Below are 18,953 nucleotides of genomic sequence, written 5' to 3'. Positions count from 1 at the left end.
AATTTTTGTTATATTATGTTAACTACTTGATCTATTTGATTTTATGAATTCCACGAACCAAAATTACTTATTAAACCTTAATAATCAACAAAAAGAAGCTGTTACTCATAGTGATGGACCTCTTCTAATTCTTGCTGGTGCAGGCTCTGGAAAAACTAAAGTTTTAACCACTAGAGTTGTTCATCTTATTGAAACAAAAAAATGTTGGGCAACACAAATTCTTTGCGTAACATTTACAAATAAGGCCGCAAATGAAATGCGAGAAAGAATATTAAAACTTCTAAGTGCTCAATCTTCTTCTCTGCCTTGGCTTGGTACTTTTCACTCTATTAGCAATAAAATTTTAAGACGTCATGCTGAGGCTGTTGGTTTAAAATCAAATTTTACTATTTTAGACACTCTTGATCAATTAAGACTAATTAAAAATATAATTGAATCTGAAAATATCGATATAAAAAAAATTCCTCCTAAATTAGTTGCTGCTTTTATAGATGACTGGAAAAATAAAGGTCTTACTCCTAGTGAAGTAAAAATTAGTAATGAAAACTACATTAAAGATACAGCTCTAAAAATATATAAAATCTACCAACAAAGATTGAAGATCATGAACTGCGTTGATTTTGGAGATCTTATTTTGCATTGCGTTACAATATTTAAAACTATGCCAGAAATTTTAGAACTCTATCATAATAATTTTAAATATATTCTTGTAGATGAATACCAAGATACAAATTTTATTCAAAATATATGGTTAGATCTTTTATCTAAAAAAAATAACAATCTCTGCTGCGTAGGAGATGATGACCAATCTATTTACAGTTGGCGCGGTGCTGAAGTAAAAAACATTTTAAATTTTGACAAAATTCATGCACATACGAAAGTTATAAAACTGGAACAAAATTATCGATCCACACAAAATATTTTAGATACAGCCTCATCTTTAATATCAAACAATGAAGATCGACTTGGTAAAAAATTATGGTCTGAAAACTCCAATGGGGATTTGATTGAGGTTAATTGCTATAATAATGGTTATGACGAGGCAGTGAGAGTAGCTGACGAAATTGAAAAAAATTTATCTAAAGAATATTCACTTAATCAAATATCTATACTTGTAAGAGCTTCGTTTCAAACAAGAGAATTCGAGGATCGTTTTATAAAAATTAATCTACCTTACAGAGTTATTGGGGGATTAAAATTTTATGACCGCGCAGAAATTAAAGATGCAATCTGTTACCTTAGAATTGTTTATCAAGAGAATGATGATCTGGCTTTTGAAAGAATAATTAATACTCCTAAACGTGCTATTGGCGATGCAACTTTAAAAGAAATCCATAAAATTGCTAAAGAAAAAGATATTAATTTAGAACAGGCATCTCTTGTTTATTGTGAGCAAGAAAACTCTAAGGGAAAAACAGTTTTAAGCTTAAAAAAAATTATTAGTGATATTCAATTATGGAGAAAATTAACAAAAGAACTAACTCATTATGAGCTTACAGAAAGAATTCTAGATGAATCTGGATATTCTCAAATGCTAATGAATGAAAAAACACCTGAAGCAGATAGTAAACTTGAAAACTTAAAAGAGTTAATATTATCAATCAAAAACTACGCCAGTCTTCAAGACTTTCTTGAAAATATTTCATTACAAACCTCAACAGATGAAGATTGGAATGGAGAGAAAGTAAACTTAATGACTATGCATGCTGCTAAAGGACTCGAGTTTGATGTTGTCTTCTTGCCAGGCTGGGAAGAAGGTCTATTTCCTCATCAAAAATCAATTGATGAAAAAGGTCATCAGGCAATTGAAGAAGAGAGAAGACTTGCTTACGTTGCAATCACTAGAGCAAAGAAAAGGTTATTTATCTCTTTTGTGAACAACAGAAGAATTTATGGAGGAAAAAGAGATCGCGATATAGATTGGATGCCAACACTTCCCTCTCGATTTATCGAAGAACTTCCAAAAGATAAATTAAATATGAAAAATCATTTTACTGAATATAAAAAAGAAGATTTTGATTTTAATCAAGAGATTGATTTTGACCAACCTTCAAGAAGTCCGGGATGGAATAGATTACAGCAAGCAAAAAAAATTAAAAATAATTTTAATAAAATAACTTATAGTAACAACAATACTATTTTTAAAGTTGGCGAAAGTGTCACTCACGAAGATTTTGGCAATGGAAAAGTTATTCATATTGAGGATGATAAACTCATAATTAGTTTTAAAAAATATGGAGAGAAAAAAATAATTGATAAATTTATAAAAAAATTTAATGAAGAAAATTAATCAATTAAGAAAAGTTTTAAAACAAAATAACTGTGACGGTTATTTAATTCCCAAAAATGATGAATATTTTGGAGAACATGTTCCTGAGAATAAAGATCGATTAAAATTTATATCTGGATTCAGTGGCTCATCTGGTCTTGCTATAATTTTAAAAAAAAAATCTTATTTATTTGTAGATGGTCGATATACCTTGCAGGCAAAAGCTGAGGTTAATAAAAGTTTTAAAATTTGCGAAATATCAAAAATAAAACCCCAAGAAGTTTTTAAGAACTTGAGTAAAAAAATCTCTTTAGGATTTGACCCAAAACTTTTTACCTCAAACACATTAAATAATATTATTGGAAATAATAAAATCTCACTTATTGGGATTAAATATAATTTAATTGATAAAATATGGATAAATAAATCTAAAATTAAAGATAAAAAATTCTATCTTTTGGAAGAAAAATTTCATGGAGAACACTATTTAGATAAAATTATTAGACTAAAAAAATTACTTATATCAAATAAGATTGATTATTTACTTTGTACTGCAGTAGAGAATATTTCTTGGTTAATAAATATTAGAGGACGCGACTCTATATCTAGTCCACTGACAAACGGTAAACTAATCATTGAAAGAAATGGAAAAATAATATTTTTTACCAACTTAAATAAGATCACTCCTCAAATTAAGGAATTTATTAAAAAAAATATAACATTTATAAAAGAAGATCTTTTTCTCGATTATTTAAAACAGATTAAAAAATCAAAAATCTTAATAGATAAAAAGACATGCAGTTATGACTATGAAAAAAACATTAATTCTTCCAATGAGATTATAAAAACCAATGACCCTATCGACTTACTAAAAGCGACAAAAAACAAAACAGAAATTAGCAATACTAAAATTGCTCATTTATTTGATGGTATTGCTTTAACAAAATTTATTTTCTGGTTAAAAAATAATTACAAAAAAGAAAAAATTACCGAAATTTCTGCTCAAAATAAACTTGAGCAGTTTAAAAAATTTAGCAAAGATTATTTATATCCAAGCTTTAATACTATTTCAGCATTTGCTCAAAATGGTGCCATTGTTCACTACAGAGCCAATAAAAAAACTAACAAGGTAATAAAGGGAAACAACTTTTACCTTTTAGATTCTGGTAGTCAGTATTTATACGGAACTACAGATGTTACCAGAACAATAGCTATTGGGAAAATTTCCAATATACAAAAACGAATCTATTCAACTGTTCTTAAAGGACATATCGCGGTGTCTTCATATGAAATAAAAAAATCTACTATTGGAAAAGATATAGATAAAGTTGCTAGAGCTCCTTTACTAAAAATGGGTCATAACTATTCTCATGGCACTGGTCATGGCGTTGGTTATTTTTTAAATGTTCACGAAGGACCTCAAGGATTTTCGCCTTTAAATAATCAAAAGATTTTGCCAGGAATGATACTTTCTAATGAGCCTGGATTTTACAAAGAAAATAAATTTGGAATAAGAATTGAGAATTTAGTTTATTGCGAAAAAATGAACAATAATAATTTAAAATTTTTAGATTTAACAATAGTTCCTATTGACAAAGATTGCTTTAATAAAAAAATTTTAAATAAAAAAGAGATAAATTGGATTAATAACTATCATGAAAAAGTTTATTATATTTTAAAACCTTTTATGAATAATGCTGAATTAACAATGTTAAGGAACGCTTGTTCAGCTGTTTTTAGATAGCTTCATCCATTCATTTTCTTCAATAATTTTAACGCCCAGTTCCTTTGCTTTATCAACTTTATTTTTAGTTGGTTTAGATGAGCCTATAATTAAGTAATCTAATTTCTTAGTAACAGAACTTAAGATCTTTGCGCCTAAAGTTTCTGATAATGATTTAGCCTCAGATCTGCTCATTGCAGAAAATCCACCTGTAAACATAATATTTTTTCCAGAAAAAAAGCTATCAATTTTTTTCTCTACAAAATCTTCAATATTTAAAATCTTACTCAATTCGTGAACAATTTTATTATTTTTTTTATCTTTAAAAAATATTTTTAAAGACTCAACTTGCGTTTCGCCAATACCATCAATCTCATCTAAATTACTAATCTCATTTATAAAAAGATTAGCCTCACACAATTTTAAAAAATTTTTTATTGAAACAAAATAACGTGCTAAATTTTTAGCATTTTCTTGGCCGATATGTCTTATACCAAGGCTATATATAAATTTTGCAAGACTAATTATTTTGCTTTTTTCAATTGCGACTTTTAAATTACTAACTGACAGTTCGCCCCAGCCCTCTAACTTTTCTACTTTTTTATAATCAAGACTAAAGATGTCTTGCGGTAAACGAATGAAATTTAAAGACCAAAAATCTTCTATTATTTTTTTTCCAAAACCTTCGATATCAAGAGCTTCTTTTGAAACAAAATGCTTAAGCTTTTCTCTTGCCATAAATTCACAATTGAAACCTGTGTCTGAACATCTTTTAATGGAATCTAATTTTTTTGAGGTTTCATTGTAATCTTTCACAGCAGGTCTCCCACAAAGACACTTGTCCGGAAATATAAATTTTTTACTACTCTTATCTCTTTTAGATTTTATAACTTCGACAACTTGAGGAATAACATCGCCTGCCCTTTGAATAATAACCGTGTCATTTAACCTAATATCTTTTCTAATAATTTCATCTTCATTATGTAATGTAGCATTAGAAACCAAAACTCCTCCTACATTAACAGGATCTAATTTTGCAACTGGTGTTAGCGCTCCTGTTCTTCCAACTTGGATTTCTATTTTCCTAATAACAGTTGTGGCCTTTTCTGAAGAAAACTTATGAGCAATCGCCCATCTAGGAGAAGAAGATAGGCTACCAAGTCTTTTTTGCAGACTTAAGTCATTTACTTTGTAGACAATGCCATCAATATCATAATTCAATGAAGACCTTATCTCTTCAATATGATTGTAACTTTTCATTATTTCATCAACTGAACTTAGAATCTTTGTTAATGGATTTGTTTTAAAACCGATTTTCTTACAAAAACTTAAAAAGTTCATATGTGTTTTAAATCTTTTTTCATCAATATTTCCGATGCTATGTGCAAAAAACTTTAATGGGATTAAAGCTGTTTTATTTGAATCCTTTTGTCTCAACGAACCTCCAGCGGCATTTCTTGGATTTGCAAAATCGTCTTTCAATTTTTCAAAATCTTTTTTACCAATGTAAACTTCTCCTCTAATTTCAAATTCTTCTTCTATAATTTCATCTTTTAATACTGTTGGAATATCCTTAATGGTTAATAAATTTTCTGTTATGTCCTCTCCAAATTCACCGTCTCCTCTTGAAAGTCCTCGAATAATTTTATTATTTTTATAAATTAAAGATGCCGAAATCCCATCAATTTTAGGTTCTGCCGTTAATTCTATTTTAGAATCTTCTTTAAAATTTAGATAATTTTTAATTTTTTTTAAAAAGTCTTCCACATCTTCTCTTTCAAAAGCATTATCCAGAGATAACATTGGTACAAGATGTTTAACTTTAGAAAATTTTTCTGAAGGTGCAAAACCTATTTTCTTTGAAGGAGAATCTTTATCTACAAGATCTGGATTTTTTTTCTCAAATTCTAAGATGCTTCTCTTAATCTCGTCGTATTCAGCATCTGAAATTAGTGGACTATCATTATGGTAATAGGCCTTATTTAATTTTTTGATTAGAGCAATTTTTTCTTTGTACTCTTGTAAAGACAGTCCGCTCATTAAACTTTTTTAATTAAATACTTTTTTAAAACTATCTAAAAGAGATCTATCTTTTTTAGGCAAAACAGTTTGGTTTGTAGATACTAATAAATAACTTTTTTTATACCATTCACTTGAATTAAAATTATAACCAAGGATTGATGCTGCTTTATTTGCATCTTCTTCCAGTCCTAATTTATGATAGATTTCTATAATCCTATAAAGGGCTTCTTCAATATAAATTGTTGTTTGATACTTATCTACAATCGTTTTTAATCTATTTAAAGCTGCGGCCCATTTCTTTTGATTCATATAATATCTTGCTACATACATTTCTTTTCCAGCTAATAAATCATTTAATAAATCTAATTTAAATTTAGCATCTTCTGCATATTCAGTTTTTGGATATGTTTTAATTATAAAATTAAACTGCTTAACTGCTTGCAAAGTTTTTTCTTGATCTTTAGAAAATTCACTTACTTCTTCGAAATAACACATCCCTTTTAGGTACTCCGCGTAAATTCTTTCGGGATTATTAGGATAATATTTAATATAACGATCAATAGCATAATACGCGTCTGGGCATCGACCAGTTTCATAATAAATGTAAGCTATCATTAGAACAGATTTGGGAGCCCATTCTGTGTAGGAATAATCTTTTTCAACTGTTTTAAATTTATCAATGGCTGGTTCAGGTCTATTATTTTTAAAATCCTCCATTGCAAAATTATATAATTTTGAAAGTTCAACTTTTGGTTTTGGGGGATCAACCAGAGCCTTATCTGATGAGGAGCAGCTAAAAATAAATAAAAATATTAATAAAATACTGAATTCTTTTTTTAGTCTAAACATTAAAATTAAAATTTTTATTATTTATTTTAATTATGTTTTACCACTAAAACTACAGATTCACTACAAGTTGATTTGGTAAATAAGAACTAACTGTGGAAAATTTTTTTAGATTTTGTGTAGTTAAACTCCATGCATTTTTATTTTTTATTAAAGCCTCTAATAACTTACGCGTCATATCGTGTCCCCCTTGGTAACAATTAACCTTACCAATAATTGAGCAACCCGCTAAGTACAAATCTCCTATGCAATCTAAAATCTTATGTCTTACAAATTCATCTTTGTATCTAAGACCATCCTGATTTAAAACTTTATCTTCTGAGACAACAATTGCATTCTCTAACGATCCTCCTTTAGCAAGACCCATCTTAAATATATTTTCAAGATCTTTTTGCAAACAAAACGTTCTTGAGTCATACACTTGCATAAATCCATCTTTCTCTAAATCTATCTTTTTACTCTGTTTTTTTATGACTCGGTCATGAAAATTAATTTCATAATCAATTTCTAATTGATTTTTATTAGTTGGTTCAATTGAAATAAATTTATCTTTATCTTTAACAATAATTTTTTTTAATATTTTAATATATTTTTTTTCAACACCCTGGATTGTAGTTCCTGCCTCTTGTATAGCGATTGCAAATTCCTTTGAGCTTCCGTCTAATATAGGTAATTCCTGAGAGTCAATTTCAACAGTTGCATTGTCAATGCCCATACCTGACAAAGCAGACATAAGATGCTCAATAGTTGATATTGAGACATGCTTGTTTGAAATAGTTGTGCAAAGTTTTGCTGGTAAAGAATTGTCGATATAAGCAGGTATTGTTTTTTCTTTGCCCTTATAATCAACTCTAATAAAATTTATTCCTGAATTGGATGCTGCTGGTTTAATAACAAGATTAGAAACTAAGCCGCTATGAAGACTTATGCCTTTAAAATTGATTTTTGACTTTAAAGTCTTTTGATACATATTTTTGATAAAATATATATTTAGTAAGATTTAGAATAATAGCTAATCACCTTTTGTTACGATTTCTACTTTTGAAAAATAGATAAAAGTCTTGAAAAAAAGCCTGTATTTTTAAATTTAATTGGTAACGCTTCAGATGGAAATCCATAAAAATAATTTTTAATTATTCCATAGCAAACTAAAAAATCCTGAGAAAGATTATTAATCAAATTTGGATCTTGATGTTTTTTTTGCAAAACTAATTCTGTTCTTTGAGAAAAATATTTTCTTACTATAGATAAAAATCCTAATAAATTTGATCCTCTGCCTGAAAGATAAATTTTTTTACTTTTTATATCTATCAAACTATAAGATTTAATTTTTTTGTAAATTAACTGTAAAATCTCTTCAGCTCTAGAATTAATAATAGTATTAACCATTGTTTTAGAAATTTTTCTAAAATCATCATCTGGAAACAAATGTACTGGTAAATATTCAATCTTACCGTTAATAGTATCATTTAATAAGCAATCTCCACTTTCAATTTTAATTCTATCAGCAACTACTAATTTAATATCCAAAACTTTAGCTAAATCTTTGGATATATGATTGGATCCAAAAGGAATGACGCCCACATAAGAAAGAGAGTAATTTTCAAATATAGAAAAACTTGTTTTATCTTTTCCAAAATCAATACAAATAATATCTTCTTTTAAATCTTCCGCAGTTAAAAAAGACAAACCTAAAGCATATGGTCCGCAAATATAATTCTCTATTGATAATTCACACGAGTTAATAATGTTTTTAAGATTATCAATTGAAGAATGGTCAGCTAAAATTGCATGAATATCTGTTGAAAAAGTATTTGCTTTAAAACCAACTGGATTTTCAACATTAACTTTTTTATCAATCTTATAATTTGTAGAAAACACATGCAGAATCCCTTTGTCTTTATTATTTTTTGAGATTTCATCTACCGCGATATGTATTAAGCCCTGAATATCTTTTTCATGCTCTATCGGCTCGCCATGAATACTTTTGTATTCTGTTAATATACTACTAAAAATATTTTCGAACTCTGCATTTACGATAATTTTATTCAGAGAAACTCCTGCTTGTTTTTCAGCAATTTCTAAACATTCACGCACAGCTAAATTAGCCTCATGAAAATTTGCAACTAATCCTTTTGAAATTCCTTTTGATGTAACGCTTGATTTACCAACGATTTCAATTCTGTTGTTTTGAATTTTTGCAATTAGACATTTAATTTTTGAAGAACCTATATCTATAGATGCAATCAGCTCATCTTTTTGAATCATTCTTTATTTTACAAATATTTTGTTCTTAAGTCTTAAATCAATATAAGTAAATTTTTCATCTTTTAACTGAACCAATATCTTATTTAGATTGCTTATTTGCTGATTATAATCATACCTACCCAACATAATTTTTTTATTACCCTTCAAAAATAAATCCCATCTTTCAGAATTGATAAAATCAAAACTAATAATATTAGATAAATCAAAATTATTGTTGTTTAATGCGTTATAAAGACTCTTGAGATCCTGAATGTCTAAATTACCTTTTGCTTGTATTTGATTTGAAAAATTAGTTAAATTAAATTTTTCTATTAACGTAAATTGCTTAGTAATAATTAAATTATTATTTCCTTTTTTCCAAATTAAAAATAGTTCATGTTCAACTATATTAATATTAACTACTGAAGGAAATTTTTTATTAATATTAATAAAATGAATCCATTCATTATGTGAAATAATCTCGTTCATTTTATTATTATCTATACTTAGAATGCTAGTATTAACTAAAAAATTAAATTGTTTTTTTGTTTTTTCAATATCTGTGTTTTTTGAACCAGAAACGTTAACTTTTTTAATAATAAAAAAACCAAGCTTTAGTAAAGGTAACTCCGGATTAAATGTTGTAAGAAAAATTAATAAAGCGAGAAGAATATATCTCTTTTTTTTTGTCATCTATTAATAGAGGCATCGTTAATTATCCATTTAACCAATTCATTAAAAGATATGCCATGATAATTAGCAATCTCTGGAACTAAAGATAAATTAGTCATGCCTGGTTGAGTGTTAACCTCAAGAATATAAATATTATTCACTTTATCAGATTCATTATATCTAAAATCAGATCTAGTGACGCCTCTGCAGCCTAAAATATTATGAGCTTCTAAAGCCATATCTAAAATTTTTTTATAATCTAATTCATTCATTGAAACAGGAATGATATGTTTTGTCTTGGCGCTAGATGAATATTTTGCCTCATAATCATAAAAAGATCTGGTTGGAATAATCTCTATTGCCCCTAAAGCTTTTGATCCCATCACTGCAACCTGTATTTCTCTTCCTGGAATATATTTTTCTAAAATTAAAAAATTATATTTTTTTAACAAAGATATAATGGTGTCTTCATTCGATTTTTTTAATTCATTAAAAATATACACTCCTACACTTGATCCTTCGTCATTAGGTTTAATAACACAGGGGTACCCAATTTTTGAATTTTTAAAATCTTCTAAATTTTTTACTACCAAATATTCTGGTGTATTAATTTTTGCATCTTTAAATATTTTTTTGGATGTTAATTTATCCATAGCAATAGCTGAGGATAAAATTCCAGAATGGGTATAGGGTATTTTTAAATGTTCTAACAAACCCTGAATAGAACCATCTTCTCCGAATTTTCCATGAAGAGCATTGAAAACTTTATCTGGCCTATTCTTAATTAACTTTTCAATAAAATCATCTTTTGCATCTAAGCTTGTTACATCAAAACCGAGTTCGTTAAGAGCTTTTGTGCAGGCCTTACCACTATCAAGACTTACTTCTCTTTCAGCGGACATTCCGCCCATCAATACTGTTATTTTTTCTTTATTCACTTTTCTCCTATAACCTCTAATTCAAGTTCTAAGTTTATATTTGTTTTTTTAAAAACTTCTTCTTTTATATCGTGAATTAAATTTTCTACATCTTCTGAACTTGCTTTACCCAGATTTTCTAAAAAATTACAATGTAAATTAGACAATTTAATATCGCCAAACCTTAAATCAGCACAGCCCGACTCTTTTATTAATTGCCAAGCTTTTTTGTTTGAGTCTTTGGGATTCTTAAACGTGCTTCCTCCAGTTTTTATTTTTTGGGGCTGTTCAGTATCTTTTTTATTTCGCAGATTTTCCATATTTTCTAATACTTCTTTTTTATCTAAACGCACTCCTTTCATTTCAACATTAGTAATGATCTGGTTTTTTGTAATTGAACTATTACGATAAGCAAAATTAATATCTTTATTATTAATAATCTTGATCTCTCCATTCATATCAATAACTGAAATGCTTGTTACTATTTTTGACATATCGGCTCCATAGCAGCCAGAATTCATAACAACGCCTCCAGCTACTGTTCCTGGAATGCAGTATAAAAATTCAAAGCCTGTTAAATTATTATTTGCCGCATGCTCAGCTAAAAGTGATTTTTGTGTTGAAGGTCCACAATTTATAATTTCATTATTAACTTTTATATAATCAAAATCTTTTCCAAATTTAATTACAATTCCACTAAATCCTTTATCTCTGATTAACAAATTTGAACCCGAGCCAATAACAATAATAGGAAAATGTCGATTATTATTCCTTAAAAAAATTTGTAAATCTTTTAGATCTTTTGGTTTAAAAAAAAATTTAGCCTCACCACCAATCCCAAGCCAATTAGATTTAGATAAGTCAAAATTTTCTCTCAACTCTCCTTGTAAATTTTTCTTTAATTGCGAATAAAAATTAATATTCATCTTTTAAATTAACAGCGATTTCTCTAATCCAAGCACTAATACTACCTGCCCCCATACAAACTATAACTTCATTTCCATAAATATTACGTTTTATAAATTTTTCTAAATCATCCTTATTTTCTATGCATAAAACTTCTTTTTTTGAATTCTTTTTTATAAGTTTTGCCAATTCATAATGATTAATATTTTTTATTGGTTTTTCACTTGCTGCATAAATAGGACATAAAACAACCAAATCACTATTTTTAAATGAGTTACTAAATTCTTTCTTTAATGAAGCAACTCTTGAATACCTGTGTGGTTGAAATACGGTTACAATTTTTTTTCCTTTAAAACCTGATTTAATAGCATTCAACACTGCATTAATTTCGGTTGGGTGATGAGCATAATCATCATAAATTTCACTGCCTCGAAAACTAACTATTTTAGTTAACCTTCTTTGCACTCCTGAAAAATTCTTTAGAGTTTTTTTAATAATATTATTGTTAATGCCCAAACTTTTAGCCACTCCAATTGCAGCAGTGGCATTAAGAACATTGTGCATGCCTAATAAATTTAATTCTATATTTTTAATATTTTCGATCTTATTATTGAGTTTTATAGATACGTCAAAACACATCCTTCTCCCTGAATTTTTTACATTATGAGGTCGAAGGTCCGCTTCTTTATTAAAGCCATAAGTAATAATATTAGATTTATTTTTATTACCTAAAATTCTTTTTAAAAACTTATCATCCGTACAAACAAATGATTTACCAATTAAAGGAGTCTTATTTATAAAAGTGTCGAAACTTTTATATAGATTATTAAAATTTTTATAATAATCTAAATGCTCCTTATCAATATTACTTACCACCGAATAAGTAATAGGTATTTTCAAAAAACTTCCATCAGACTCGTCTGCTTCAACAACAGCCCAATCCCCTTTTCCAAATAATGCATTTGAATTAATAGAGTTTAATATGCCTCCATTAATAATCATTGGATCTAATTTGGCTTTGAATAAAAGCGTTGAAATCAATGACGTGATGGTTGTTTTTCCGTGAGCTCCACTGATAACTATATTTTTTTTTAATTTAACAATCTCTGATAACATCTCCACTCTCTGAATTACTGGTATTTTCTTCCTTCTTGCCTCTTTTAATTCCTGATTGTCTTTACTAATTGCAGATGAGAAAACGACTAATTTAGAATTTCCTATATTTTTTTTTGAATGATTAAAAAAAATTTTTAATCCAAGTTTTTGCAATCTTTTTATATTTTTATTATTTTTTGATGGGTCGCTACCTTGAACCTTAAATCCGATATTATGCATAATTTCAGCAATCCCACTCATACCGATTCCACCTATTCCAATAAAATGAACCTGATCATTTGCAGCAATTTTAAAGGTCATAGTAAAATATTATTTATTTCTTTTTCAAAGATTTCGTTAACGTTTGTTCTGCTTAATTCTTTTAATTTGCTCTTTTTTTCAAGTAACTTTTCTTTGTGAAGAATTAATTCTTTGAGTAAATCAAATAACTTTTCACTATTTAGATCTTGCTGCTCAATTAACCAGCAAGCATTCATCTTAAAGAAGTAATCCGCATTATAAAACTGATGATTATCCAAAGAGTCTTTAAATGGGACTGCTATAAATGGTATTTGTAAAAAAGCTAACTCTGATAACGTCGAAGATCCAGCTCTAGTAATAACTAAGTCTGATTGAATCATATAATTTTCAATATTAGGTTCAAAATTAAAAATTTTAACATTAGAATTGCTTTTATAAGAATGATCTAACATACGCTCTTGATCTTTGTTTCCGACTTGGTGAAAAATTTTTATTTTAAGATTTAAATTAAACAATCTATTTAATGATTGTGGTAATATTCTGTTAAAAATTTCAGCTCCTTGACTTCCTCCAACCACTAATAACGTAAAATTTAAATCACTACTCTTAATAAATTTTTCGCTATTTTTAGCGGTATAAATTTGTTTTCTAATTAACTGTCCAACAAAAATATTTTTTTTATTATTAATATTTAAATTATTTAATGGATATCCAGTGAATATTTTCGTGGCGCTTTCTAAAAAAAATTTATTAACTCTTCCCACTAAAGAATTTGTCTCGTAAATAATAAATTTTTTATTAAGCAATCTTGCTGCTAAAAGTATTGGAAATGAGGCATATCCTCCTGAGCCAATAATTAAATCTGGTCTTTTAATTAAGATAAAAAAAATTGAATATATAAATGAAAAAAATATTAAAAATATTGAATAAACTAATGCTAAACTATTTTTACCTGTTGGAGTTTTTACATTAATAAAATGTACATTGTTTAAGTTAATATTATTTATGAACCTTTTGGCTCTGTAATCTGTAATAAGATACACCTGAAAATTATTTTTTAAATGCTCAGCAAGCGACAATGCTGGAAATATATGACCTCCAGTTCCTCCTGTGCAAATTAAAATCTTTTTCATTAAGATAATTTTCTTTTAGTAAAACAAAGTAATATTCCAAATATTATTCCACAGCCAATCATTGATGATCCACCGTAACTTATAAATGGAAAGGTCATACCTTTGTTTGGCAAAATATTTAGAGTAACTCCCAAATTTATAATAGATTGCAAATACACTAGAGAAGACAGTCCTATTAATACTAATTTTCTAAAAAGATTATTCTCATTATTAAGTTGTGAAAAAATTCTTAGAAAAATAAAAGTTATTATTAAGAATATTACTAATATCATTAAAATTCCAAACTCCTCACCAATAACCGCCAAAACAAAATCTGTATGAGCTTCTGGAACTTTCTCCTTTAATATTCCCTCTCCTATTCCTCTTCCTGTAAATCCGCCCTGTTTAATTGCATCTAAAGCTTTTTGTGTTTGAAGATTGTCCCCTTTGCTAGGATCTACGAAAGTTTTTAATCTTTTAAAAATGTAAGAAAATCTTTCACTAAACAAAAGAATTGCAGAGGCTATGCCAAAAAAAATAATTGATCCTATAGAGATAAGAGCGACAACACTAATTCCAGAAACAAATATTAGAATTAACCACACCGACGAAATTAACAAACTTTGACCAACATCAGGTTGGTTTAATAATAACAACAAAGAAAAGAATAGTACACAAAAGCTGTAGAAGATTCTTAATTTAAGATCTCCTATTTGCAAATTAGAGATAATTAAAGAACATAATAAAACAAAGAAGGGTTTATAGATTTCTACAGGCTGGAATCTAAAAAAAATTAGATTTATCCATCTTTTAGATCCTTTAACCTCAACTCCAAAAATTAAAACCGACAATAATAAAAAGGCAGCAATAACAAAGCCTAAAATGCAATATTTTTCTATTTGCTTTGGATCTAATAAAGATAATGAAACTAAAATTAGAACGCTTATAGATGCAAAAAAGATTTGTTTAACAATCAAAAGATAATCTGTTTTATAAATCTTTTCAGAAGCAATATTAGAAGTAGAGGCGTAAGCAAAAAATATTCCTAAGAATATTAATGAAAGAATTGAAATTAAAAGCAATTTATCAATATTTCTCCACCATAGGGCAAATCTATCAGTATTAGTCCTGCCAAGATTAATCATGAATATCTTTTTACCAAATTTATAAAATCTGTCCCTCTATGTTCAAAATTCTTATACTGATCAAATGAAGCTGCTGCTGGACTCAATAGTATAACTTGTTTTGAAGTTGGATATTTTTTTGCTTCATTCAATGCTGAAAGCAAAGCTTTCTTAATAGAAAAATTAATACTATATTTTAATGTATTTTTAATTTTTTTTAAAAAAAATTTTGTACTTTTGCCAACAATATATGTTTTTAAAATATCGCTTTTAAATCTAGAAATATTAATTTTATCTTTTGCTTTAGGAAGTCCACCAAGAATCCAATGAATATTTTTATAATTCTTCAATGCAACTAAAGTCGACGAAAAATTTGTTGCTTTAGAATCGTTTATAAAGGTTATATTTTTTTTTACTTTGACAATTTCTTGTCTATGCGGAAGTCCTTTAAAATTTTTGATTGTTTTTAGATAACTTTTTTTAGAAATTTTAAATAACTTTGAAATCTTGAAAGCAATATATAAAAAATTTTTATAATGAGCTCCTCTTAAATTTGGACTAATTGAATTTGTTTTTGATTTTGAATTAATATTTTTTTTAATCAATTGAATATTGTTCTTGCTATATTTTTGAGATTTAAAAAAATTTAATATCTTAGATTGAATATCCGTACTCAAATCTAAAAATCCTGCTCCCTTTTTTGAAAGTCCTTTAAAAATTTTGAGTTTGGTCAAAATATAATTATTAAAATTCTTATGTCTTTCAATATGGTCCGGGCTAACATTCAATAAAATAGAAACGTCACTATATAAGCGTGAAGAATAATCAAGTTGATAAGAAGATAACTCGAGCACAAAGATTGCTGCTTTATTTTTATAAGGTAAATTTAAAACTGGGGTTCCGTAATTACCCCCAATATAAACTTTTTTCTTTGAATCTTTAAATAAATCATAAATTAACTTACACATAGTAGACTTGCCATTTGTACCCGTAACCATGACAACTTTTTGACCTTTGATAGAACTAAGAAATAAATCTAAATCAGTGATAATTTTGCTCTTATTCTTTAAAAAGAATGATTTTTTTGAATGTAAATAAATATTAACCCCTGGGGATATGACTACGAAATCATAATCACTTTCAAACCAATTTTTATTGACCTTATATTGTTTTTGAATTTTTCTTCTTAATTGAGGACTGTCATCCCAGCATTCTACTATCGCTTTATTTTTTTTTAACTGAGATAAAGTTGCATTGCCGCTAATTCCAAGACCAAAAACTAAAAATTTTTTTTGGCTACACTGTTCTAATGAAAGCATTATCTTAATTTAAGAGATGCTAACCCTATTAAAGCAAAAACAATCGCTATAATCCAAAAACGGATCACCACCGTAGACTCACTCCAACCTTTTTTCTCAAAGTGATGATGCAATGGTGCCATTTGGAAAACTCTTTTTCCTGTTAACTTAAAAGATGCAACTTGTATAATCACTGACAAAGATTCTAGTACGAATAATCCGCTAACCACTGCCAAAACTATTTCATGTTTAGTAATAATTCCAATGGCTCCAAGTGCAGCCCCTAAAGAAAGCGATCCCGTGTCACCCATAAAAACTTTAGCTGGAGGAGAATTAAACCATAAAAATCCTAACCCTGCTCCTATCATGGCGCCTAAAAAGATACAGATCTCTCCTGCATTTTTTATATGAACTAACTGAAGATATTTTGAAAAGATTATATTGCCAGAAAGATAGGATATTAAAGTAAAAGTTACGGCAACAAGAATAACTGGAACAATTGCAAGCCCATCAAGTCCATCTGTTAAATTAACAGCATTAGATGAACCAACAATAACCGCTAGACCAAATATAAAATAAAATATTCCTATATCCAAAACGAATTTTTTAAATAATGGAAAATAAATCTTATAATTAAATTCCGATTCAGAACTTAAAATTATTAAGTATATAACGATAATACCACTCAAAACTTGTAAAAATAATTTTAATTTAGCGCTAATTCCTTTTGAATTATTCTTAACAACTTTCAAATAGTCATCAAAAAAACCTATAGTACCAAAACTTAATAAACAAAAAATTAATATCAAAACATATTTATTTGTAAGATCTGCCCATAATAGCGTTGAGAATAAAATACTTAAAATAATTATAAGACCGCCCATAGTGGGAGTTCCAGTTTTTTTTATAATATGAGACAAGGGACCATCATCACGTATAGGCTGGCCATGTTTCTGAAATAACTTAAGTTTAGAAATTAAATTTTCTCCTAGTAAAAGGATAAATATTAATGAAGTAATAACTGAAATTCCCGTTCTAAAAGTAATGTACTTAAAAACGTTAAAAACACTAACATCTGAAGTAAAAGATTTAAAAAAAAAATAAAGCATTATTAAAATTTATTAAAAAAATTAAACAAACCAATTCGATTTGATGATTTGACTAATAAAATATCATTATTCTCCAAAAGATTAAAAATGTTTTCTTTAAAAGATCTAATATTTCTAAACAATAAACCTCTTTTCATAAGATTTAGCCTTTGATGAGCATATCTCATCATTGAGCCTACACAATGAACCTTATCTATATTAGTTTTATTTAAAATTTTTGCTGCCTGTTCATGATAATACTTTGATTTTATTCCAAGCTCCAACATATCTCCCATAACCAAAACTTTTCTTTGATTATTTTTTTTCTTTCTCAATGAGAAATTATGAATAGCCTCATTAAGAGAGGATGGATTAGAATTATAACTATCGTTAATTAAAAGAATTTTTTTATTTTTTATTTTAATATATTTTTCATTTCCTCTGCCTTCTGGAATTTTAAAATTATTAAAAATATTTTTTAAAAAACTTATATTGTTATTTAAATAATAATGAACACATAATGTTGCTGCGATATTATATAAGTAAGATTTATTAAAATTTCTAATTTTAAAATTAAATATTTTATTATGAATTTTAAAAAAAACTTTTTTAGATTTTTTTTTAATTTGAACATCCGATTTTAAAAAACCAAAAGTTAAGACTTTAATTTTTTTTTTATTTGCTATTTTCACTAAAGTATTAAAAAACTTATCATCCTTGTTTAAAATAATGACTCCTTTTTGATAGATACCATTCATAATTTCTGATTTTGCTTTACAGATGCCCATAATATTATTAAAATTTTCTAAATGTGCAGGACCAATATTAGTAATAATTGCAATATGTGGTTTTATCAAACTAACAAGATTACCAATTTCTCCTTTTGCACTCATGCCAATTTCAAAGATCCCATATTTGTTATCGGAACTTAGATTTGCCAAAGAATAAGGAACGCCGAAATGATTATTGTAAGACTTTGGAGAGCAATGAGTTTTTCCAAATTTCTCTAATGAAATATTCAATAAATTTTTTAATGAAGTTTTTCCGCAGCTTCCTGTAATAGCAATAATTTTAGCATCTGTTCTTTGCCTTGCGTAAGCTGCAAGATCTCTTAAACCTTCTAAAGTATTCTTAATTTTTATTAATTTTTTATTATTAATTCCTTTGCTAACAATTGCTAAATTATTTTTATTTTTTAGAACATTTTTAACGTATTTATGACCATCATCTTTTTCTCCTTTAATTGCAAAAAAAATATCTTTGTTTGAAATTTCCCTACTGTCTATTGAGACTTTATTAAAAAATAATTTATTATCTAGATGTGTATTAAAAACTGCGTTTATTTCCTCTCCAGAATAAAGTTTTTTAGTCAT

General features: G+C 27.3%; 15 protein-coding genes. 2 read left to right on the top strand and 13 right to left on the bottom strand.

The features are described 5' to 3' along the window. The first annotated feature begins 43 nt into the window (after nt 1–43). Complete coding sequence (locus AC8IG9_RS02705; protein WP_507425284.1) at nt 44–2,290, top strand: ATP-dependent helicase; 2,247 nt, start codon at nt 44–46, stop codon at nt 2,288–2,290. Continuing rightward, nucleotides 2,277–4,013 carry a M24 family metallopeptidase gene (locus tag AC8IG9_RS02700; protein WP_507425283.1) on the top strand — a complete coding sequence of 579 codons (1,737 nt, stop codon included), beginning with the start codon at nt 2,277–2,279 and terminating at the stop codon, nt 4,011–4,013. Before AC8IG9_RS02705 ends, AC8IG9_RS02700 begins: the two co-directional genes overlap by 14 nt. Here AC8IG9_RS02700 and ligA read toward each other — a convergent pair. The 13 genes from ligA to AC8IG9_RS02635 all read right to left on the bottom strand — a co-directional run bounded on the left by ligA (nt 3,996) and on the right by AC8IG9_RS02635 (nt 18,953). Then, complete coding sequence (gene ligA, locus AC8IG9_RS02695) at nt 3,996–6,032, bottom strand: NAD-dependent DNA ligase LigA (RefSeq protein ID WP_507425282.1); 2,037 nt, start codon at nt 6,030–6,032, stop codon at nt 3,996–3,998. The genes AC8IG9_RS02700 and ligA overlap by 18 nt on opposite strands. 9 nt (nt 6,033–6,041) lie before the next feature. Further along, complete coding sequence (locus AC8IG9_RS02690) at nt 6,042–6,863, bottom strand: outer membrane protein assembly factor BamD (protein WP_507425281.1); 822 nt, start codon at nt 6,861–6,863, stop codon at nt 6,042–6,044. Nucleotides 6,864–6,912: 49 nt separating this feature from the next. Beyond that, nucleotides 6,913–7,830: a UDP-3-O-acyl-N-acetylglucosamine deacetylase gene (gene lpxC, locus AC8IG9_RS02685; protein ID WP_507425280.1), complete on the bottom strand. Its 918-nt coding sequence runs from the start codon at nt 7,828–7,830 to the stop codon at nt 6,913–6,915. 65 nt (nt 7,831–7,895) lie between these two features. Further along, nucleotides 7,896–9,128, bottom strand: coding sequence for a cell division protein FtsA (gene ftsA / locus AC8IG9_RS02680; protein ID WP_507425279.1), 1,233 nt, complete (start codon nt 9,126–9,128; stop codon nt 7,896–7,898). A 3-nt stretch (nt 9,129–9,131) separates the two neighbouring features. Then, nucleotides 9,132–9,800 carry a cell division protein FtsQ/DivIB gene (locus AC8IG9_RS02675; RefSeq protein WP_507425278.1) on the bottom strand — a complete coding sequence of 223 codons (669 nt, stop codon included), beginning with the start codon at nt 9,798–9,800 and terminating at the stop codon, nt 9,132–9,134. After that, nucleotides 9,797–10,717, bottom strand: coding sequence for a D-alanine--D-alanine ligase (locus tag AC8IG9_RS02670; protein WP_507425277.1), 921 nt, complete (start codon nt 10,715–10,717; stop codon nt 9,797–9,799). Before AC8IG9_RS02670 ends, AC8IG9_RS02675 begins: the two co-directional genes overlap by 4 nt. Further along, nucleotides 10,714–11,622 carry a UDP-N-acetylmuramate dehydrogenase gene (gene murB, locus AC8IG9_RS02665; RefSeq protein WP_507425276.1) on the bottom strand — a complete coding sequence of 303 codons (909 nt, stop codon included), beginning with the start codon at nt 11,620–11,622 and terminating at the stop codon, nt 10,714–10,716. Before murB ends, AC8IG9_RS02670 begins: the two co-directional genes overlap by 4 nt. Beyond that, nucleotides 11,612–13,018: a UDP-N-acetylmuramate--L-alanine ligase gene (murC, locus tag AC8IG9_RS02660; protein ID WP_507425275.1), complete on the bottom strand. Its 1,407-nt coding sequence runs from the start codon at nt 13,016–13,018 to the stop codon at nt 11,612–11,614. Before murC ends, murB begins: the two co-directional genes overlap by 11 nt. Further along, nucleotides 13,015–14,091 (bottom strand): UDP-N-acetylglucosamine--N-acetylmuramyl-(pentapeptide) pyrophosphoryl-undecaprenol N-acetylglucosamine transferase, encoded by a 1,077-nt coding sequence (locus AC8IG9_RS02655; RefSeq protein ID WP_507425274.1) that lies wholly within the window; start codon nt 14,089–14,091, stop codon nt 13,015–13,017. Before AC8IG9_RS02655 ends, murC begins: the two co-directional genes overlap by 4 nt. Next, nucleotides 14,091–15,215, bottom strand: a complete 1,125-nt coding sequence (locus tag AC8IG9_RS02650) for an FtsW/RodA/SpoVE family cell cycle protein (protein WP_507425273.1) — start codon at nt 15,213–15,215, stop codon at nt 14,091–14,093. Before AC8IG9_RS02650 ends, AC8IG9_RS02655 begins: the two co-directional genes overlap by 1 nt. Next, complete coding sequence (murD, locus tag AC8IG9_RS02645; protein ID WP_507425272.1) at nt 15,212–16,513, bottom strand: UDP-N-acetylmuramoyl-L-alanine--D-glutamate ligase; 1,302 nt, start codon at nt 16,511–16,513, stop codon at nt 15,212–15,214. Before murD ends, AC8IG9_RS02650 begins: the two co-directional genes overlap by 4 nt. Then, on the bottom strand, nt 16,513–17,601 hold the full coding sequence (gene mraY, locus AC8IG9_RS02640; protein WP_507425271.1) for a phospho-N-acetylmuramoyl-pentapeptide-transferase: 1,089 nt from the start codon (nt 17,599–17,601) through the stop codon (nt 16,513–16,515). The genes murD and mraY overlap by 1 nt, the downstream gene beginning before the upstream one ends. A gap of 2 nt (nt 17,602–17,603) precedes the next feature. Further along, nucleotides 17,604–18,953: a UDP-N-acetylmuramoyl-tripeptide--D-alanyl-D-alanine ligase gene (locus tag AC8IG9_RS02635; protein WP_507425270.1), complete on the bottom strand. Its 1,350-nt coding sequence runs from the start codon at nt 18,951–18,953 to the stop codon at nt 17,604–17,606.

The sequence above is a fragment of the Candidatus Allofontibacter sp. genome (genome assembly GCF_040404065.1).
Taxonomy (GTDB): Bacteria; Pseudomonadota; Alphaproteobacteria; order Pelagibacterales; family Pelagibacteraceae; genus Fontibacterium.
The sequence above is the reverse complement of the archived record's forward strand: the minus strand, read 5'-3'. Positions and strand labels throughout refer to the sequence as shown.